The organism is Pseudoalteromonas rubra (assembly GCF_005886805.2).
Lineage (GTDB): Bacteria > Pseudomonadota > Gammaproteobacteria > Enterobacterales > Alteromonadaceae > Pseudoalteromonas > Pseudoalteromonas rubra_D.
In genome coordinates this window covers 198,422-220,012 of sequence record NZ_CP045430.1, presented here as the reverse complement: position 1 = coordinate 220,012, position 21,591 = coordinate 198,422, and the positions used below count along the sequence as shown (strand labels likewise).

Here is a 21,591-nt window from a genome sequence, read left to right as displayed (position 1 = left end):
CATTTTTCTCAGGCTCGATCAGGTGTGTAGAGCTGTGAGTAAAGGGCTATAGAAAACGGCAAATATACGTTTGTTCTGAATGGGGGGCAGAAATGGCCAGATAATGTGAGAGGTTCACTTGGCTTACTGTACAGGGCACTCAGAGTGCCCTTTTTTACCTGCTTATCGAGGGATACAGGTATTCACTGGGAAATAAGAAAAATATGGGCAACCTTTCTGTACTCGGGTTGGCGGAATCGCACTTGCCCCGCCGGCGATCATTGGCGTTTGATCTGAGTCCAGTGCATTTTTATTGCCCAGGTTTTTTAGGTTTTTTTTGCTTAGGTGTAACTTCATGGGGATTTCCTTCTTCTGTTTATAAATTGTTCGGTATTATTCTTCGCACAAAGTTTACTGTGTGTAAATTGAAAGAATCTAATGTGTTAAATTTGCGTTCTGGTATGAAGTGACAATCCATACGTTGGGTTTCAACGTAGCAAGCAGTAATTCTCTGTTTTTTGTATGATTTTTATGCTGTAGCCTTTGCGTAGAGTGAGTTTAGTACAGAGGTTTTTTTGTTACATCCATATTTTGTTCTCATTTCTTGGTTAATCTTTCGGGACGGTCTGAGGGAGCATTGTCTACTTATGAATTGAGCTGTTACCAAAAGCAATCACTTGTGTGAAGTTGCTTGGTTTGGTTGGGAATATTTCGTATTTTTATGCGCCAGAAAGTAACGGTTCGATAATTTATTTGGTCTTATTCCAAAGGGTAAATAGATTCAATAAGTATAGTCGCTGGCCAGGGTAGCCTGAAAAGGTGGTCAGTATAAAAGACTGTAATTGAGAGTACTTGTATTGAGGCACACAGGATGTGCCTTTTTTACCCCAGTGCACCTGCACTAATATCAGCCGCCATATCTTTTTAGACAAAACATAATGGACTATTCGCGTTTTACCTATAAAGCACGCCACTATGTTTCGAATTTTAATGTCTGTACTCCCTTTTTGGGGAGTTATCATCGCCGGTTTTCAGGCGTATATTTTCTATGCACTTAAACAGTCAGCCGGATAACAAGACAAGGCTCAATAGGCGTTCTCATCTTGCTGTAATTAGGCACAGCTGGCACTAGCGCACAGGCAATACCACAATAAAAATTAGGGGCTTTGACATAGCCATTATATCGCCGTGTTTAGGAAAGGCCTGACATGCAAGCAGACGATAGAAAAATAATGTCTCAAGACATAGAGCAAAAATAGCCATAGCATGCACGAAACCTGTCCTCAGCAAGTAATACCATAAGTGATCAAGTTTGAGGCGAGAAAATAGGGTCGATAACACCGCTCCCGCATCCTGCTATCGTTGAGGCACCTACACCCAAATAGGCGAGGCAAAAATTTACGAGATTATACCTTAGGTAACGGTTCTAAATGGGAAATTTTTAACGCTGTTAGCGTCTTATTTGCTCCTTCAAATAGGCCAGGTATTAAGTGAAATTGGTATAATACCTGAGCCCTTGGATATCATCACACACCAGTCATACGGGTTAGCCGATGGCTGAAATAAGCATTTTGTTTTGATATGTAAAGCCTGCAACATATTAGGTGTACTTGTGGGGAACTCCGGGCTTTCCCGGGAGTCGAAAGCTTACAATAAGCAAAGTGTTATAACGAGTAATAATGGTGCTTTGAAAGCCAGGTTCAACCGGGGTACTGGCACTTTGTTGGTTATTGCGAACTGTGGTTTTGCAGCGTAGCTGCAAAAGTAATTAACCAGCCAGGATGTTTTCTCAGGATTGAGCATTAAGGATCCAGCTAAGTAAATTGAGCGTCAATAAGTCGGCCAACCACAGGGTACTTCCTCTTGGTTGGCCTCTTTTTTATGGAATGAGCAAGCTTTGTTTTGCTTTGAGTACTGCCTCTGTTCTGTTTGCTGCACCCAGTTGATTAAGGATCTGGCTGACCAGCTCCTTAACTCTGTCCTTAGATACCTGCATCAGTTCAGATATTTCAGGGTTAGTCATGCCCTTGGCCATATATAGCAAACACTCGCTGCTCTTTGGCGTTAATGTTGGTCGCAGAAATAAATAGTCCGGGCACTCTTTGATAATTCTGGGGATCAGAGTGAGTGTGATGTCACTTAATATTGTACTATGCTGATAATATACAGATTTTATCTCATCGTATGATTGGCTGGAAAAAAAGTTTACCAACACAATCGCACCGCTATAGTGGACTGGTATGACTATACCGCCATTGATGTTTTCCTGAGCCAGAAGATTTCCCAGAGTTTTTGGGGCAAGCGATGCATTGTGATAGTCATGAGTGCTCCAAAAGCGCGGCGCCAGTGTTTGCTGGCAGTAGTGGATAAGGTCATCAGAAAAACAATACCCATCCGTAAAGTAGGCGCGAAGGAATTGTTCGGAACACGTAGAAAGGTACCTGAACACTGGCTCGGTGCCATTCACCCCAACAATGAGAAACTGGTCCATGCCCAGAGGTTCTGAAAATCGGCTTAAAGAGGTAGTGATGGCTGTCTCCGGATACAGTGCAAACGCATCCGAATGGCTGATTTTGTTACCTGAGTAATCCATATAGACTCCTGTGTGCTTTTTTGTTTTGTCGCAGGTTCCGTTTTTTCGTTCTGCACCTTTAACATAATGAGTTTTTTGATATATCAGTTATGAGAAAAGCGACGCCTAGCACTGTAAAAGCGACACATTAAAAATATTAGCAAATAAAACAATGGGATATGCTTTTCAATGTTGGCGATATGGCATGTCTTTTTGGTGGTTGATTATTGTGCAAATCAGAAAGCTCATCTTTTTGGATGAGGACTGTTGGCAAATTTTTAACAAATTTGTTGACTGTACCTGTTAAAGGTTATAGAAAGTAATTACGCATTTTACAGGAAGGACGTAAGCGCAATAATGCTAAAATGGAGCCTGGTAATTATATTATTCGTTATTATTCAGTGCCATGTCCAGGCGCGCGAGGTGTCCCAGCTCAGGCTGCATCTTCAATCCATCGACAAGCTTGATATGGTCACCATCATTAACTCCGTTTCACAAGACAGTCAGGGCTATTTGTGGATCAGTGGTACGTCTGGTGTATTGAGATTTGATGGTTATCAGTCCATATTCTACCCGCACCCGCTTGCAAGAAAAGTTGTGGAAGATGCTCAGGGACGCAGGTGGTTGCTGACAGGCCATGGTTTGTATCTGCACAATGACCAGCAGGACAGTTTTATGCCTTATATGGACACGCTGCGTCAACAGGTTCCTAAGGGCACACGTCTGTTCAAGGATAGCTTTCTTTCTGTCCGCACCATGGATAATGATGCTTTCAGACCGGCTGCTTTATATCAGGATAGCCAGGATAAGTTTTGGCTTGTGGGCGATGATGGTCAGCTAGTCCATTTTTCTGCTGATGAAGATGCCTATCAGTTATATGACCTTCACAGCTCAGGGGTAAAACACAACCTCCGCTTTAGTGTCACTTTGTATAAAGACGCCCCTTTATTTATCTCTAAACTTGGCGAAGTATTTTGGTTTGAAAGATCCTCCGGAACTTTTATTAAACTATGGCAAAACAGGGTACTTGCCGATACTCGAATCGTCACTACCGGACCTGATAACGCTTTGTATGCTGTGTCTGAACAAGGTTTTTTCAGGCTCGAACAGCCTGACTCCAGCCAGCCTTCTCTGGTCCATTTTAGTGATATTGATCACCATGCGATTACTTCTGTGCATTCAGGAAGACATGCGGTTTACTTGGGAACTGGCTCTGAGCTCATTGTATTAGACTCTAATGACAGAGTGAGCCGGGTTAGCAAGTACCACTCTGATGCGCAAATTCAGCAAATATTTCTGATAAGTAATGTATTTGATGATCAAGGTACAGTTTGGCTCGCAACCAGTCGCGCCATATTTGAAGTAGAACTTAAACACTCCAGTGACTCAGCCAATGAAATTTCTGCCGTAACCCAGCAGCCTAATATCGATGGCCTGCAGTTTGATGAAGACGATAATCTGTGGTTTGTAAGCCTGAACCGTGTATACGTAAAGTACAAAGGCCATGCAGAATCCGAACCTGTATATCTGGATCCAGCTCAGCCGGAACTCGATGTTCACACTGTTTATGCCGGGCGAAACGGAACATTGTGGTTTGGTGCATCGTCTGCCTTGTACCGACTCGAAAAGGGCGCGTCCTTAGCAACCAGGGTCAGTGTGCCACCCGTCAATGCGGGTAACGACTTTGAGATAAGAGATATTGAACAATCGGAAAATGGTCGTTTATGGTTGCTGACCTTTCAGGGGATCGTAGAATACGACCCCCACACTGAGCGGCGGGTGTCCTTTTTACCTGGGCATTTTAAAAACCTGAAAAAAGGCAGTAATGACGAAGTGTTGGCTTGCGGCTTTGAAATCTACATATTAGGTCAGGGCGCACCGACTAAGGTTGAATTACAAATACCGAAAAGTAATAAAAAGCTTGCTGTTTATGACGCCGATATTGACCCTAAAGGGCGACTCTGGGCAGCAACCTCTTATGGGTTATTGCTCCACGACTTGCAAGCCAAGCGCACACAACAGCTAGATCTGAACGGTGTATATCCCAATGTAGTGTTTGCATTTATTTACCGGGATCGCGCAGAGCACATGTGGCTGGCCGATATGGCTAATTTGTACAAAGTCTCGTCAGACACGCTGCAAGTACTGTATTCAACTCCATTTAAGCGCTTGAGTATAGGGGCAAAAACATATGACAGCGCGTCTGAATCCGAGGCAGGAACCTTATATCTTGGTGGTATAAATGGGATTGCCGCATTATCAAACACACAAGCCCAGGTCCCTTATGGCGTGCATATAAGCAGAGTAAATGTTCAGGGCGAGCCGTATGCGGTGTACCAGGATGAACAGTATTCAGAAAATACAATTCTGCCAGGCAGATGGTTCAATAGTACCCAGAGGAATTTTAAGTTTGAGTTCGTTAATATCAAACGGGATCGGAACGTTGATGTGTATTATCAATATCGTTTGCTGGGCTTTGATAAGGACTGGACGGAGGCAGAACAAACGCAACGCAGCGCTACTTACACTAACTTGCCGCCGGGTATATACAATTTTGTGATTAGAAGCAGGGCGATTTCGAGTGACTGGACTGAATCGCGCTTTGAATTTGAAATCGCAACGCCCTGGTATTTAACTGGCTGGGCTTTCACACTCTATGCTTTTGGCTTTGTGATGTTGATTGGTCTTCTTCTGTTTGCCAGAACATACCAACTGAGGCGACGTAACCTGCACCTGGAAGAGCTGGTACTATCCCGCACCAAAGAAATAGATCAAAAGCGTGCACAAATTACCAGCTTGATGGAAAGTAAAAATGTGTTTTTTGGCAATGTATCCCACGAGCTGCGAACGCCGCTGGCCGTGATCATGCTGCCAATTAAAAGCATGTTGAAGCAAGAAAATAATGACGGCAATAGCAAATGGCATGCAGCCTATTCACAGGCCCTTAGGCTGGAAAAACTCATCGACAATCTGATCCGCTATGCAAAAAAAGACGATGTCTCCCCGTTTGAAAATCATCACTTTACTGCCAAAGAGGTGCTGCTAAAGCAGGCTCATGCATTTGAGTTGCTCGCCAACGAAAAACAGATCCGTTATAAGGTTACACATACCCTGGATGCACAGGAAGTGTTGCTGAACGAGGCCGACTTTGAACAGATAATTACAAACTTATTGTCTAACGCTGTGAAATATACGCCTGAAGAAGGTGAGATTTTTATAGAAGCGCATCAGCGTGGCGGTTTCCTGAAACTTGTGTTTACTAACTCCGGACCCGGTATTTGTAAATCCTTACAGGCTGATGTGTTTAAACGATATGTGCGTGGAGAGCACAGTGAAATAAGCGGGCAGGGGATTGGTTTGTCTGTGGTTCATCAGCTAATCAGTGACTGTGGAGGCGATATAGTGCTGAGCAGTGAGCCGGGACAAGGGTGTCAGTTTACCCTCATGCTCCCTCTTTACAGTGAAGCCATAGCGAACGATCCAGACTGCGGAGTACAGACAGAGACTGAGTTTCAGGTGACTGATAAAGCTGAGTCTAATGCCCATGTGTTGATTGTGGAAGACAACCCACAGCTAAGAATGATGCTTAAGGAGTCCTTGTCTGAGTGGTTTGATTGCACAGTTGCCTGTGATGGAGAACAAGGCCTGTTGCAAGCAAAATCTGAGTTACCTGATCTCATTATCAGTGATGTGATGATGCCCAAAAAGTCAGGACTGGAGATGCTGCAAGAGATTAAGCAGGATGAGACAACAAGCCATATTCCCGTGATATTACTGACGGCAAAAGAGGATGACGATAGCCGAATTTTAGGCTTTGAAGCAGAAGCAGATGATTATATAGGGAAGCCTTGTGATCTTGATGTGCTAAGGCATAGGGTTGAAAACCTGATCAAAGGGCGTAAAAAACTGGCGCGGCTATTTGCCGATCAGATCTTAGGTAGTAAGCCCCGGGTGGGAGAGCTCCGTGATACAAAACGGCTCCCCTTTATTGATAAAATTCAACAAGTAATAGCGCAAAATTATCAGGATCCTAAATTCGATACTGAGAGCATGGCGAGCCATGTGTTTTTGAGTGTACGACAACTGCAACGCAAAACCCGAAACCTGACAGGGTTGTCGCCAAATGCGCTGCTCAGGCAATACCGTTTAGAGCAAGCTCGTACGCAGTTACAAGCGGGTACTTTAGTCGCTGAGGTTGCTTATCAGGTCGGGTTTTCATCCCCTGCTTATTTCAGTAGTTGCTTTAAAGCCGAGTTTAATATGTCTCCGCAGCATTATACGAAGCAGTATGAGAAAGAATCTGAGCGACGAGAGTGAACCAACGTAAAAAGGCACATTGTGTGCCTTTTTTATTTTTAATTAATTATATAGACCAACGTGCGCCTTTGTTTACCACCAATTTGGATCACATGTTGTAATATTTGAGCCTGTTGCATGTGGCTTGCTATTTGGTTGGAATGCGCCTGCTGCTCCCCCTTGCACGCGCGGTGTTAACTGTGCCTGTATTGCTTGATTACCTGACAGATTCTTCATCTTTTTTGTTTTTAGATTAAGTTTCATAATGGTCTCCGTTTTGTTATGTCACCGGGAATCACTGTTACATTTTCGGAGCCGCATGTAAATGGTTTTGTTGCAAAAATGAGTACGCCTTCCTCCCCCCATCTGGGGAGTGTTTTTACAAAGAAAGACTGCTAAAGAACAAGGCAAGTTAGGTGTAGTTTGGCTCCCTCAGACGCGCTGTGATGGACTCTTTAGTCAGCTATTACATACCGAAAATGTAATGTGGTTATATTTTGAGTGATGAACTTTTCTTTTTGGGCGTTATTTAATGATTTATTGTTAATTTTTATTTGATTATGGCCTTGTTATTACGTCTTTACTCTTGTTTAATGGCCGTGAATTTGTGCTGTTTAGGTACAAATCATAATAAAAAAGGAATAACAATGAAGACAAAAGCAACAAAAGCCCTGATAGCAGGGTTATTACTTTCACCTGTGCTTAGTGCACACGCAGCGCTTGACCCAACCAAAGGATATGCTGATCCGTTTAACTTCAACAATCATGGTAAGTGTAGTTTCAATGACTCAGGCCCGAGCTATTCAGATGACTCTGACTATAACTACGACACATATATCAAAAACAAAGTCTCGCCGTATCACCACTTGAATACCACCCTGAATGAACGTTTGCTGCGCGGCAGTTACTATAGTCTGGACAATCAGCTGTTCTATGTGGGCGGACAAAATGTGCCTAAGTATTCCGGCCCAGCATCGACAGGCTCAGCCAAAGCGGCACCGATGGCCGTTCAGAGCGGTGACTGGACTTATTACATCATCAATGGTGCTCACTCAGACTGTGCCTTGAATGCGCCTGCGCCAAATAAAGGGTATGAACGTTTGGTGTACGCAGTGGGTGCCTACAACCACAAAACGGGCATGATCAAAGAGCCTGTGATCGTGCATGTTAAAGACACCAGTGATTTTCATGATACGGCAGTCCTCAATGTTGACAGCCAGGGCTATGTTTATGTGTTTATCTCCGGGCGTAACTCAACCCGTGGCGGCCTTATTTACCGCTCATCCAATAAACATGATAATTTTTTTGCAAACTTAGGCTCATTCAAACTGGTCGATGCAAAGAACGAACGCGGCCTGACACTGGACAGAGATCATAACTGTACTGACAGCACTAAGAGTTGCTACAACCTGGGCTTTACGTATCCGCAGGCATGGTGGGTTAATAATAAGTTTGTACTGCTGAATACCCGTTATATCCAGGCACCTACTGAGATGACCAATGAGTACAAGCAAACTGCGCGTCGCCAGCTTTATATGACGGAATATCTGCCACAGTCGGGTGGCCTGACGGCTTTGACAAGTAAAAAGCTGGTTGCACTGGATGATAAACTGAGCTTTGGTCACTATTCAGTAAGTACTGAGCGCAATGGCGTATTGGCTATGGCCTTTAATGTGCATATGCCAGACAGCTGCACATTGAAAACTGGTGCACGAAGTGAATGTCTCGCGCTTGGTAAAAATGGCATAAAACAAAACCGACATGTTCCTAACGACAACCGTACTAACCTGTACTTTATGTATTCCAGAGATGGCGGTAAAACCTGGAAAAATGCCAAACACAGGACACTGATTGACACAAGTCGTGGGCAATACATTAATACCCTGAATAAGCTCAACGAAGCCTTATTGTATCAACCAGATACCAGTGTTGATATCGTGAGTGGCTACCATCCCGAAAGCACAACCATTAAAAAGCGTATTTACGTTAAAGATTTGGACATTACCACGAATGGGTATGGTGGTTACCTGACCTCTTTGAAAGTGCTGGTCACAGAGGCCGATGGTATTCACGGATTTGTACCAAAAACATCTGCTGAGTCTCGTCGTATGATCCGTGCATTGGTAATCGATCAGAATGGCAATAAAGATTATGTTGGCTGTTACAACTCAGCTGATTGCTGGGCTGATCACGCTTATTCATCGGGTACGGTGATCTCTCATGGCCAAAGCGGTTACAGCGAGCTTGCTTTCCCAATGTCCAGCGGTGACAAGCTGGCCGGTGGTAAAGTGCACCTGTATAACAGCAATCTGAAAACAGCGGGTGACGTGAAAGTGTGGAGCTATATGGGCGCACAACACTACCGTGATCCGAACGATGTAAACTATATCCGTAAGGTACACGACGCTAAATCTGTAACGGGTCAAGAACCTGTTTACTTCTGGGCACAAAGCGCCAGTAATTCTCGTGTTGATCTGGTGCTCTCTGGTCGCTATGGTCAGCAAGTTCAGTTGACAGGCAACTTTGGTACAAGCAAGAAAATGACCTGCCCAACGGCCTATGTGTTTAACCGCTGTACAACGGCAAATAATGTTATGTAAGTAAACATCACAACACCGACTCTGGTAAATACGCCAGAGTCGGACACAGCCTGATTTTGTCACCTTTCCAACGAGTTCCATCTCACCCTGCCCAAATAGCTTATAGTGTCATCCTGGCTAACGAGCCCGTAGCGTCATTCCGGCAAACGAGCCGGAAACCACCCACCGAAGACACCAATAGCTTGCGCTATCCACATTGAAGAAAGCGCCATTCTCAGTGTGTAATGCCCTGTAATAGTAATAAAAATCGCCATGAGTTACTTTTAAAGGTTTTCCAAAATTAGGATAAAGCTGCCTTGAGAAAAACAAACTGGACTCATTATCTCATTTGTAACCAAAATTTGAACACTTGTATTAAAATCGCTAATAACGGCGGATAAAAAGCTACTCAATCAGACAAAAGTGTTGTAGATTATTCTCGTGTCTGCACCAAATATCGGACTACGGTTCCGGTATCAAAGTAGCACCAGACCGCTAACAAGAATAGCCAAAAAGAACAGTTAACAAGAATAGTGTTAAAGTGTCGCGCAAAGGAAGTTGTAACCGCCGAACAACAGGCAACGAGCCGGGAATCCCCCGAATGCCATTACCTGTCCCACTGCATCATCTCCTTACCAGCTACACCACAGAGTAAACGGGTGAGTGATGTCTGACTCTACATTAGAATACTACAGCCGCAACGCAGTCAGTTTTGCCGAAGAAACGTTCGCGGTAAATATGCAGCCACTGTACGACGAATTTTTACCTCTCATACCAAAAGGCGGAAAAATCCTCGATGCCGGCTGCGGCTCAGGCCGCGATGCACTGGCGTTTAAAAACCTCGGCTACCGGGTCGAAGCCTTCGATGCCTGCGCCGAGCTTGCCAACATCGCCAGCTTCCATCTGGAACAACCCGTAGGTTGCTTCAGTTTCGACGAACTCAGAGACCTCAACACTTATGACGCCATATGGTGCTGCGCAAGCCTGTTACATGTCCCCATGGCAGAGCTCTCGGCGGTTTTTCAGCGCCTGCAAAAAGCACTCAAACCAGAAGGCATCATCTATATCTCGTTTAAATACGGCGAAGGCGAACGCACCACAGGTGGCCGCGCATTCACCGATCTCACAGAGCAAAGCCTGAACACTTTGCTTGCACAAAACACCGGCCTTAAAGCCTGCAAAACCTGGCAAACCGGCGACCAACGCCCCGGCCGCGAACACGAACGCTGGCTTAATGCTTTGTTGGAAAGGGTGAGTGGTGAATAGTTTTAGTCAGAGCACCGTATTGCAAAATAGCGCACGTCAGCTGACGACGGGTGGCTCTGACCCCTTATTGCCAAAGCTTGTGCATGCCATTAACCATGCCGACGAAATAGAAATCACTGTATCTTTTATTCAACAAAGCGGACTGGCGTTGTTGTTCGACCCTCTGCTTGAGGCACTACGCAGTGGCGCGCAATTAAAACTGCTCACTTCTGATTATCTGGACATTACCAGTCCAGTGGCATTACGGGAGCTAATGACTCTGGTTGAGCGCGGCGCTGATATTCGCATCTATGAAAGCGATAAAAGCCAGAGCTTTCATATGAAGTCGTATATTTTTGTCAAAACACAGGAAAACAGTGCAGAGGTTGCAGCGGGTTGCGCTTTTATCGGTTCAAACAATATCAGTAAAAGTGCTCTAACTACTGGGCTTGAATGGTGTTTTCGCCACGACTATACCCATCCGCCAGGCAGCAAAGGTGCCATCGAATTCAACCATATTCGCCAGTCTTTTGCTGAGCTGTTTTCTCATTGCAACGTCAAAACTCTGTGCCATAGCTGGATTGATAGCTATATACATAGACGAAAAGCGCCGCAGTTTATGGTGGCAGGAGAAGCGGAAGACGCCAGTGATGCAGAGCCTGCTACCCCTCGTGCTGATCAACAGCTGGCATTGGATGCGCTGGCAGACACACGTCGTCAGGGCTTCAGGCGGGGGCTTGTGGTGCTGGCAACCGGAATGGGTAAAACCTGGCTTTCGGTATTTGATGCGCAACAAATGCATGCAAAGCGTATTTTGTTTGTGGCTCATCGCGAGGAGATCCTGACTCAGGCCCAGCGCACCTTCGCGCGATTATTGCAATGCAAAACCGGGCTATACACGGGTAAACAGAAAGACTCGGACGCCGATTGCCTTTTTGCCTCAGTCCAGACGTTAGGGCAAGCGCGCCATTTGCAGCGCTTTGCGCCGGAACATTTTGACTATATCGTGGTGGATGAATTTCACCACGCCAGTGCCCGGGTCTACCGCGCATTACTCAACTACTTTACCCCACAGTTCTTGCTGGGTTTAACCGCCACGCCGGAGCGTACCGATCAGGCCGATATACTTGGACTGTGCGACAACAACCTGGTGTTTGAACGCAACCTCACTCAGGGGATCGACAACGGCACACTGGTACCATTTCAGTATTATGGTATTTGGGATCAGGACGTTGATTACACCGCAATTCCCTGGCGCAATGGCCGGTTCGACCCGGATGCACTGGAAAATCAGTTTGGCACCAGTAAACGGGCGGCACATGCATTAAAAGAATGGCAAGCGCGTAAGCAGCAACGCACGCTGGCATTTTGCATTTCTAAGCGCCATGCCGAACATATGGCCGGGTACTTTAATGATGCTGGTGTCAAGGCGCTGGCCGTACACAGCGACTCTCAGGTACGCCGTAATGATGCGCTAAAGCAGCTTGAGCAAGGGCAGATTGAGATTTTATTCTCCGTTGATTTATTTAACGAAGGCACCGACTTACCCAGCATTGATACGGTATTGATGCTGCGGCCCAGCGATTCCAAGATTCTGTTTTTACAGCAGCTTGGCCGGGGATTACGTACCTGTGAAGGCAAAACCCACCTCACCGTGCTGGATTTTATTGGCAACCACCATAGTTTTTTGAACAAACCGGCGGCGCTGCTTGATGCGCAAGGCGCAAAAGGGGTCACGCAAGCACTGAGAGAGCCGAAATTGCCCGATGGGTGTTTCATTAATTTTGACCTGGAGATCACTGACTTTTGGCAGCAACTGGCCAAAATACAACGCACCACAGCACTGGAAGATTATGAGCATCTGGCCCAGTTGCTTGGTCATAGCCCGAGTGCAAGCGAGTTTTATCGTCACCACGGCGACCTGAAAAAAGTAAATAAACAACACGGTAGCTGGTTTTCGATGCTGGCCGATATCGGTGACCAAATCGGCGGTGACTGGTTAGCGCCTCGTGCTGATTTTCTGCTTAATGCTGTACAGCAAACCAGTATGACTAAGTGTTTTAAGGCCATTTTACTGCAAGCTTTTATACAGCTCGATGGCTTCAGGGTCGCACCAACCCTAGCTGAATTGGCTAATGTCAGTGCGGCAATTTTAGCACGCTACCCGCACCTTAAAGCACATGACCTGCCTGAATCTAAACGAGCACTGGCACCAGACAGCCATGCCTGGTTCAGTTATTGGCTGGGTAACCCCATTGAAGCCTACACAGGATTTAAAAAAGCCAAGCAAGGCACAACCTGGTTTAAGGTCGAAAAAAACGGTGAAGATCTGAAAACAGCCCGGCTGGTTGCTCAAGTGAATATTGGCCAGCTCCCGGACCAGGATATCGACAAGCTGGCAGACTGCGTTTCAGAGCTTATTGAACTCAGACTGGCTGAATACACTCAGCGTATTGAAAACAAGCGTATTTCAGAGCTGCAAGCAGCCACCCCTGAACCGGATAAAGTCTCTGGCGAAAAAGAGCCAGATAGGCCAGAACAGCAAAGTGAACCCGAGAGCACCAGTGTGGTTCAGTTGCCGTATTTCCCCAATCTAAAAATTGCCTGCGGTCACTTTAAAACTGGCGACGACAGCGACATGACATGGCGCCCGGCACCTGACCGTGCTGGCAGGGTAGATCCGGACAAGCACTTTCTGGCCCATGCCAGCGGTAACTCAATGAATGGCGGTAAAAATCCCATTCTGGACGGCGATTTATTGGTACTAGAGCGGATCAGCAGCGATAACGCTGGTTCAATCACTGGTAAAACCATCGCCATTGAACGATTTGATGAATCAGGCGACGCCCAGTTTTTACTGCGCGACGTGCAAAAAGAATACAACGAAGAGGGCGAAGCCAGATACCTGCTGGTCGCCCGCAACCCAGATTACAAAACCATTATCGCGGACGATAGTTTAGTGACGTTTGCGAGGTTGAGGTGATTAACGAATCTAATAGAATAATTGGAGCTTAGATTGGAAAGGAATACAAATATAATAATTAGAGTTGCAGTACTACTGAATTTAGTGCTTTTACCTTTAATAGTGCTATTTCTATGGAATGAGAACTTAAATTCAGATCTTAGAATCAATGCTGGAAAGTTCGGTGTCTTTGGTGATTTTTTTGGTGGAGTAGTCGGTTCTATTTGGACTTTATGTAGCGTCCTTTTATTTTATAACGCTCTGAAGGAACAGCGAAGAGACTTTAAAAATAATAGAATAGCACTGGATAAACAAGTTGAAGCACTAACAATCCAAGCAGAAGAGTTTAGGCTTCAGCGTGAGGAGTTTAAGCAGTCTAGAGAGGTGTTTAAAGAACAATCTAAGACATTGATGGAACAAAGGTTTGATTCTATTTTCTTTTCGATGATAGAGTTGTACAGAAATGTTGTTTCTGATTTAAATAATGAGCATCAAGATGGTGACTATTTTAAGTCAGTAAAATCTAGAGTTGTAAGCCTTTATTTATCTAATGGTTCTCCAGAGAGTAGAGGGCACGAGGCTTATGAGGAGGTGATTTCAACTGAAGATGGTCAACTTCAACTATATTTTAGAGTTTTTTATCGCTTAATAAAGTCCATAGATCAATCAAATCTAAAAGATAGAGATAAATTTGTATATATAAAGATCGTAAGGTCTTTGCTGTCTGAGTCTCAGTTGTTTATTATATACTACAATTCTTTTTCTAATGATGCGGGTGGTCTATATAGAATGGTTTTGAAGTATAACTTACTTAAGCACTTTTCTGACTGTTATAAGTTACACTTTTTAAGCTTTACTAAAGATACACTAGATAGTCAAAACGGCTTAGACGAGCAAGTGCAAGCCCGAGCACTTGCTTGCTTTGGCCAAGAAGTTAAAGAAGCAACGAGAAGTTTTCTTAGTAAGATGCAAATAGAGTTGCTGAACGAATTCGAGGATAGCTATCGTGAGTCATATATTTTCAGCTTAGATGAAGGGGTTTCAATAGCATTTAGTTCCGAATACAGGAATGATTTTGAATTTAAAATCGTCACTAGTGAACGTGATAAGGTTAAGGCTACATTTGGATTGAGCTCTGATTGTTTTATAAATTTTGTCAAACTAGTGCTAAGTGAACTTTTGATATATGGCGTATACTATGAGCCTGATGATGTCGAGATAATGGGGAGTATATTGGAAAATTGTCTTGACTATGAATTTAATGTGTGTGGCTTTAAAAATTTAATTTTTTGTGATGATTTGGTGTAAATTATGAGTGCTTTTCTAAAAGAACAAGAATTTGAAGATATTTTCAAAAAACATATTAAAACTAGTGTTTATTCCATTTCAATTAAAACCCTTTTTAGTGAGCGAAGAAGAAGAAAAATTGACTATAGCCCTTACTATCAAAGGAACTATGTGTGGGACAATAGCAAGGCTACTTTTTTTATCGAAAGCATTCTTCTTGGAACAGATGTTCCTCCTCTAATTTTCTTCAATTCAGGGGCATCGATAGAAGTTATAGATGGAAGGCAAAGATATGAAACTATAAAAAAGTTTAAAGATGGAGAGTTGAAGCTAAATATTAAAGGTCTGACAAAGCTACCTCAATTGCAAGGGCAAGTTTTTAGTAAGTTAGACTCTGAAGTTCAGGGGCTGTTTGATGATGCAAAAATTCGAATCTTTGAGTTTGAAGTACATAATGAACCAAAAATGAGTTCTCTTTTGGAAGATAAAATAAAAAAGGAGATTTTTAGAAGGTATAACTCGGGAATTACACCTTTGAGTAGTGCTGAGATAGATAACGCGACCTATGATGAAGATCATTTGACAAACAAGTTAAGAGAAAAGTTACTATGTAACCCTGATTTGGGTAAGCGTATTTATGAACTTTTTATAAGTAAATCAAAGAAATCTGACGATATATCGGTAATCTTACAGTTTTTGAGAAAGTGCCTTGTTCTTTCATCTTTCCCAATTAAAACATTTGCATCTGGGTCAAACCGCGCAGAAGTGATGGAATTACTATACTCTGTTAAATCTGATAATACTGAAAATCCTGACGAAGTTTGCGATAACTTGTTCTCGATAATTGATAAGGTTGAGAACTTGGTTTCAAAACTCGATAATGATTTTAATAACAGGCTTCTTAATGAATGTATGTTATGGGGGTTATATATTCTTAGAGAGGATGGTTTTGATATTGATGAAGTTTATAGCAAAGTTAATATAAGTAAATTTAAAAAGTTCTTTAGTGATAACTCAAATGATTATTCATATGAAAATAGTCACCACTACAAAGCAATTATAGAGCGTTATTACTCTACTTCTGTTTTTCTTGAAGAGGTTTTTCATCATAGCTTTGATTTATATATAAAGGATGATGATTTCAAAACTAGAGTTAAAGAACTTCGACAAAGTGAAAATGAAGCAAAACTAAAACTAATTGAGTTAGCGTCTTTACGTGTTCAAAAGCCTGAACCTTCGAGAATTCCTGTAGAGGAAATTGTAGAGGAGGTTAACGGGAGTAGATATTTAATTAGGCCATCTTACCAGCGCCCAGAAAGGATTAATCTATTTAAAGCGTCTGCTATTATTGAAAGTATTATATTAGGAATTAGCTTACCGCCACTTTTTGTTTTTAAAAGCAAAAACAATGTCAAAGAAGTTATTGATGGCCAGCAGCGCTTGCTGTCCATAATTGGTTTTATGGGCAAAACTTATATCGATGAAAATGGAAATAAAGTATATCCAAAATTAAATGCATTTAAGTTGTCTCGCCTAAAAATACTTAGGGAGCTAAATGGGTTGAGATTCAATGAGTTGGAGCTGAATGTTCAAGATAAAATATATGACTTTATGTTAAGTGTTATTGAAATAGACTATCATCTTAATAATGATTTTGAGCCAGTTGACCTTTTTATCCGCTTAAATAACAAGCCGTATCCTATTAAAGAAAACTCTTTTGAAATGTGGAATTCATTTGTTGATAAAGATGTGATTGATAAAATCAGAGTTATAACAGATTGTAATATTGATTGGTTTTATATTAAAAAGAGGAATAAAGATAAAACCTCTGACAGAATGCAAAATGAGGAACTAGTGGCGCTTCTTGTTTATAACTTATACAATAAGAAATATAGGCCTGGTCATATCAGCTTGGGCTTCTATTTACGTGACGGAAGGATAAACTGTCGAGTAACAAACAAAAAAGACGTGTCGGTGCTACTTGAGAAGATGATTACAGACTCGTCGCTAAAGCGAGATTTTATTAGCTCGATAGAAGAGGTTAAAAATATTATATCAAGTCTGAAGGGTAAGCTTTCCACATCTGATATGGATTCTATGACTGATTTGTTCGGGAGAGAGAATAACAAGAGGTACCTTGTGGATTTTTATATTCTATTCCAAATACTTCAGAGGTTGGATAAACAACGCCTAGCGGAAATAGAGTTGATTGAATTGAAGAAAAAGTTAAGTGTTGTACAGAAGAAGCTAAAACAACCACCTAAAGGAGAAAATCAACAAAATTACTTTGATGATCTTCTTGATAGTATCAGTGTATAATATTTTTATTTTTTCATATGGTTACATGTATTGGGTAGATTCGCTATCCAACCGCTAATTTCCCCGCCTCATGCCAAATATCATTAGGCATGGGGTGGTGCAATTTCCAGGTGATATCCATAGGTTGGCTGCCTTGGTGCTGAACGTAGCTGACCTCGCCAAAATTGACAAACCCCATGGTTCTGCCGTTTTCGTCTTTGTTTTGTTCGCGAACAAACAAAAATAATCGTTTTCCTGTTTTTTTATGCTGGATATAACTCAGCCCCTTTCCGCGTTCCGGGCGGGCTGTGTTCTGGCTTTGCCAGTGGAAAAGGGTAGGGCTGATGGCGTAATCATTGTATAAAGTTGTGGGTGAGTAAACTTTTTCGCATTTATTTAGAGTAACAAACAAAGTCTCAATATTCAGAGACTTGAATTCTTTCACGCCTTCGCGTGATGATGAGCGTTTTGCAAAGGTGTGCTCTCCCATGGCCGCGAAGATCTGTTCTCGAGTGTATCGGCTATGTAGCTGTAGTGCTTTGTTAGGCAAAGATGTCAGTGGTTGTTCTAAGTGTTCGACACGATTGATCAAAATAGATAATACATCTTTTAGCTCAGCAGTTAGAACGGGATGGTTTAATGCTCTAAGGCTCGCGGCTACGGATTTCGAGTTTGCCTGATTTTGTGGTGCTTCCCAAAAGTTGTAAAACGTTATCATAGCCAAAGCATCTTTTGTTTTGCTATCAAACTGTTTGACTTGTGATACATCGAACTGGTTGTCGCACAAAGCATGCAGAAAGCTCAGATAGGTAAGTGAGTTACACACCAGCAGTTGGGTATTGATTGCACGGTTATAAGCTTTAATGACCAATAGTTCACGCTCAACCAATTGAGGTTGAGTCAGAATGTGCCATCGGCTTATGCCAGATTGTGTGGCCTTATAGGTATCCTCAAGCGTGACACTGGGATTAACCTGTAGAAAATTGGCCAGGGTTAAAGGCAGGTTGGTATCCTGCGCAAAGCGGTTAATTAGGGCTCTTAACCTGTTTAAGTTATTCTCCGCTTTACGAATATTATTGAGAATAACTTCTTTGCTTTGTTTTTGTAGCTCAATGCGACAACCCAGCGGCAAATGTGGAAAACCGTCTTTAATTTCATTGCCGATGGCGGTATTTGTTTTGCCAATCAGGCCCCTGAATTTGGTGGCGAAATCGTATTCTGGCCTGGCATTGCCGACAAAATCGAGCACGGTACAGCACTCTTTTTCATCATTGCTAAGCCGCAGGCCCCGACCTAGTTGTTGTAAGAACAATGTCAGGCTTTCGGTTGGACGTAAGAACAGCAATGTATCAATTTCTGGAATATCGACACCCTCGTTGAAAATGTCTACCACACACAAAATATTGATTTCGCCGCTGCGTAGGGCCTCTTGCATTTTGTGTCTTTCTTGGGTGTTATCGCTGGTTAACACATTTGCGCTGATGCCATTTAAATTGAATTGCTTTGCCATGAAATTGGCATGCGCTTTACTGACACAGAACGCCAGCGCTTTGATGTGATGCACGTTGACGAGAATATCCTGCATACTGGCGATAATTTTTCGCGCTCTTTGGTCGTTATGCGTGTATAGCTGTGTAAGCGCGGCTATATCGTAGCGTCCTTGTTTCCATGGAATAGTCCGTAAGTCAGTCTCATCATCAATAGCAAAGTAATGGAATGGACATAAGTGCCTTTGGTTGATCGCTTCTGGCAATCGTAATTCTGCCGCAATGACCCCATCAAAGTCGTTTAGGATATTTCCGCCATCCTGCCTTTCAGGTGTAGCTGTCAGGCCCAGTAGTATTTGAGGAGTAAAAAGCTCTAAAATATCTCGATAACTACGCGCTGCTATATGGTGTACTTCGTCTATTACCACGTAGTCAAAGTAATCGGCTGTTAGGTTTAGGGAGTCAAGCTGGTTGTTGAGTGTTTGCACTGATGCAAAGAGCTGACGATAATGCTCTGGCTTATGGTTACCAACCCAAAGTTCTCCAAATTGGTTGTCCTTTAAAACGGCTCTAAAAGCGCTTCTGGCTTGTTTTAATATTTCTTCTCGATGTGCAACAAATAGCAATTTGGCACCTGGCTTGTCTTTGATAAATTGCTGGAAGTCGAAAGCGGAAATAAGAGTTTTACCTGTACCGGTTGCAGCGACTACCAGGTTTTTAGTGCGATTGTGGAGTGTTCGTTCAGCACTGAGTTTATCAAGTATGGTGCGTTGATGAGGTTTAGGGGCTAAGTCAAAATAATAGTGGCTGACATCTGAGACCTGATCTTTATCGTTTGATAAAGCTGCTTTGAGTTTCTGCTTACAGGTTTCCTGACCGGTGTATAACTCAAATTCATCTGATTCCCAGTAGGTTTCGAACGTACTGAGCGACTTTTTGATTATATGAGGGATTTCCTGACTCGTGATCTTTAAGTTCCACTCAAGCCCGTTTGATAGTGCGGAGTATGAGAGGTTGGAAGAGCCGATATAGCCTGTATGAAACCCGTTGTTACGCATGAATAAATAAGACTTGGCATGGAGCCTTTCATTGCGTGTGTTATAGCTGATTTTGACTTCGGTGTTTGGTAAACCTGCCAAAAAGTCAATGGCGCGTTGATCTGTAGCCCCCATGTATGAGGTGGTAATGACCTTTAGCTTTTTACCACTTTGAGTAAATTCGCGCAGCACCTCTTTGAATATACGGATCCCTGTCCAACGGATAAACGAAACTAACCAGTATATTGTATCTGAGGACTGTATTTCTCGCTTTAGCTCGCTCTCCAAAGACAAGCCCGCATTAGCACCAGAGAACAACTCGCTTTGAGTAAGCCCGGTTTGAGGAAAGATGGTATCACTATATTGTGCCAGGTCAGCTGCTAAAGGGTTACGTTTATCGAACAAGGCTGTGAGTATTTTACCTTGTGTATTAACTAAGTTCTCTTCGATGCTCTGTGCTTCACTTAGCTGATCTTTAAGCCAAAAAACAAACTTGTTAGCGAGCTGGATCTGTTGTTCCAAACGGTTTTTTTCACCTGCTGGTATGCTGTCGATTGCAAGTTGCATGAGCTTTGACATAAAACGTGATAGCCAAATGGCTGCTTCATCACTTTCTAGCTGACGTTCGCCAACATAAAATCGTTCTCGATCAAGTTGTTGCTCTACTACCTGTGTGATTAGTTGTTCATAGATGCCAAACTGCTGCACGGGCTATCCTTATTGTTTTTATGTGCTTGAAACGTCTTTAGTTTAAATCCTTTGTGAAGATCATTAAAGCATTGAATACAGTTCACCCAAATTTTGGTAACTCCTTATTCACAATTATGAAGCAAAAAATCAATCAGTACATTTTATCTTCAGGCTGGGTAGCAAATTACCCGTCAATGAAACTCTAAAAATAAGCGAAAGGATTAAGAAAAGAAAAAGCTGATTATTGCTGTTGCACTTAGCACGTGTGCGCTTTTTTCTGCGGCCAGAGAAGTGGTGTTACATAACGCGGGTGTTTATGCCAACAGCTCAGTAAAGCTGGATGTATGGGCGACTGCTTACAATGCATATGGCTATTGCCATATCAATGGGTTTGATGATGCGGTTCGTCTTACTACTAAGTGTGGTGAAGACGAGTGTACTTTTGCTCGCTATGCCGGTGGCACTAAGTGGGTTCAAAAAGACAGTGGCTCAAAAAACCGCTGTTGTGAACTAATTGAAACGGTTACTTGCACAGATAATTAAAACAGCCTGTTGGCGGCATTGTCCGCTGACTGGATTTAAGTGATTATTCTAAATTGAGCTTTTGGCTGCGTATGCGGCCTTTTTTTTTATTCTGCTCTTTACCTTCCCTGTTCTGGGAGGTATGTCTTATAAATCCCTCACTCAGATATATCGAGTATTGCGACTCGTTTCGAATACAGGTCGCCTGGCTGACATGAATAGTGTGCCTATACGACCAAAATCTAATGCTGTCAGGCTTTTGCTTGTACCTTTAATGTGGTTACATTGTAATCGTCTGTAATTGCTTTTGCTGTGGATGATGTGCGACTGTAGTGCCTGCCAACGGCGTGGTACCCAATTTAATGTACTGAGGATAAGCAGATTACAGGTCTGGTTTTGCGAATACGGGATTACTACGCACTTATTTTTGGCTGAATGACAGCGATGTCTTTGTGGTTGTGAGTTACACAAAGCTGAGCGTGTATGCTCACCGCTTATGCGATCTACGCCATAGGTATTTTTGACAAATCGGGTGTTTGTTGATTCCGATCTCATGTGAACCATCTGGATATTCAGATGGCCTTTATAGCAATGCCAGGCTCCCTGTGTGGCATTGCTTTTTTTATGTCGTACTTTG

At 43.0% G+C, this 21,591-nt stretch carries 11 protein-coding genes; 7 read left to right on the top strand and 4 right to left on the bottom strand.

Annotation, left to right across the window (positions count from 1 at the left end; translation table 11 throughout):
* Positions 1-162: 162 nt before the first annotated feature.
* Positions 163-336: a hypothetical protein gene (locus CWC22_RS20395; protein WP_164517458.1), complete on the bottom strand. Its 174-nt coding sequence runs from the start codon at positions 334-336 to the stop codon at positions 163-165.
* 1,522 nt (positions 337-1,858) lie between these two features.
* On the bottom strand, positions 1,859-2,572 hold the full coding sequence (locus tag CWC22_RS20390) for a helix-turn-helix transcriptional regulator (protein WP_125557289.1): 714 nt from the start codon (positions 2,570-2,572) through the stop codon (positions 1,859-1,861).
* Between the two features lie 336 nt (positions 2,573-2,908).
* On the opposite strand from CWC22_RS20390, the gene CWC22_RS20385 reads away from it, so the two are divergent.
* Positions 2,909-6,868, top strand: a complete 3,960-nt coding sequence (locus CWC22_RS20385; protein ID WP_138537982.1) for a hybrid sensor histidine kinase/response regulator transcription factor — start codon at positions 2,909-2,911, stop codon at positions 6,866-6,868.
* A 72-nt stretch (positions 6,869-6,940) separates the two neighbouring features.
* Here CWC22_RS20385 and CWC22_RS20380 read toward each other — a convergent pair whose 3' ends face one another.
* On the bottom strand, positions 6,941-7,111 hold the full coding sequence (locus tag CWC22_RS20380; protein ID WP_164517457.1) for a hypothetical protein: 171 nt from the start codon (positions 7,109-7,111) through the stop codon (positions 6,941-6,943).
* Between the two features lie 383 nt (positions 7,112-7,494).
* On the opposite strand from CWC22_RS20380, the gene CWC22_RS20375 reads away from it, so the two are divergent.
* From CWC22_RS20375 to CWC22_RS20355, 5 genes are all read left to right on the top strand, one after another.
* Positions 7,495-9,447: a BNR-4 repeat-containing protein gene (locus CWC22_RS20375; protein ID WP_171045045.1), complete on the top strand. Its 1,953-nt coding sequence runs from the start codon at positions 7,495-7,497 to the stop codon at positions 9,445-9,447.
* A 645-nt stretch (positions 9,448-10,092) separates the two neighbouring features.
* Complete coding sequence (locus CWC22_RS20370; RefSeq protein ID WP_138537980.1) at positions 10,093-10,692, top strand: class I SAM-dependent methyltransferase; 600 nt, start codon at positions 10,093-10,095, stop codon at positions 10,690-10,692.
* A complete protein-coding gene (locus tag CWC22_RS20365; protein WP_138537979.1) occupies positions 10,685-13,654 on the top strand; it encodes a DEAD/DEAH box helicase family protein in 2,970 nt (989 codons plus the stop codon). Before CWC22_RS20370 ends, CWC22_RS20365 begins: the two co-directional genes overlap by 8 nt.
* 33 nt (positions 13,655-13,687) lie before the next feature.
* Entirely contained in the window at positions 13,688-14,941 is a 1,254-nt protein-coding gene (locus tag CWC22_RS20360; protein WP_138537978.1) for a putative phage abortive infection protein, read from the top strand.
* Positions 14,942-14,944: 3 nt separating this feature from the next.
* Complete coding sequence (locus tag CWC22_RS20355; RefSeq protein ID WP_138537977.1) at positions 14,945-17,239, top strand: DUF262 domain-containing protein; 2,295 nt, start codon at positions 14,945-14,947, stop codon at positions 17,237-17,239.
* 43 nt (positions 17,240-17,282) lie between these two features.
* Here CWC22_RS20355 and CWC22_RS20350 read toward each other — a convergent pair whose 3' ends face one another.
* The gene (locus CWC22_RS20350) at positions 17,283-20,450 is read right to left on the bottom strand and encodes a DEAD/DEAH box helicase (RefSeq protein WP_138537976.1); all 3,168 of its coding nucleotides are present in this window, start codon (positions 20,448-20,450) and stop codon (positions 17,283-17,285) included.
* A 276-nt stretch (positions 20,451-20,726) separates the two neighbouring features.
* On the opposite strand from CWC22_RS20350, the gene CWC22_RS20345 reads away from it, so the two are divergent.
* Positions 20,727-20,975 (top strand): hypothetical protein, encoded by a 249-nt coding sequence (locus CWC22_RS20345; protein WP_138537975.1) that lies wholly within the window; start codon positions 20,727-20,729, stop codon positions 20,973-20,975.
* The last annotated feature ends 616 nt before the right edge of the window (positions 20,976-21,591 follow it).

Coding starts and splice junctions, on each gene's coding strand:
- CWC22_RS20395 (WP_164517458.1), bottom strand. CDS start 336: ATGAAGTTACACCTAAGCAAAAAAAACCTAAAAAACCTGGGCAATAAA.
- CWC22_RS20390 (WP_125557289.1), bottom strand. CDS start 2,572: ATGGATTACTCAGGTAACAAAATCAGCCATTCGGATGCGTTTGCACTG.
- CWC22_RS20385 (WP_138537982.1), top strand. CDS start 2,909: ATGCTAAAATGGAGCCTGGTAATTATATTATTCGTTATTATTCAGTGC.
- CWC22_RS20380 (WP_164517457.1), bottom strand. CDS start 7,111: ATGAAACTTAATCTAAAAACAAAAAAGATGAAGAATCTGTCAGGTAAT.
- CWC22_RS20375 (WP_171045045.1), top strand. CDS start 7,495: ATGAAGACAAAAGCAACAAAAGCCCTGATAGCAGGGTTATTACTTTCA.
- CWC22_RS20370 (WP_138537980.1), top strand. CDS start 10,093: ATGTCTGACTCTACATTAGAATACTACAGCCGCAACGCAGTCAGTTTT.
- CWC22_RS20355 (WP_138537977.1), top strand. CDS start 14,945: ATGAGTGCTTTTCTAAAAGAACAAGAATTTGAAGATATTTTCAAAAAA.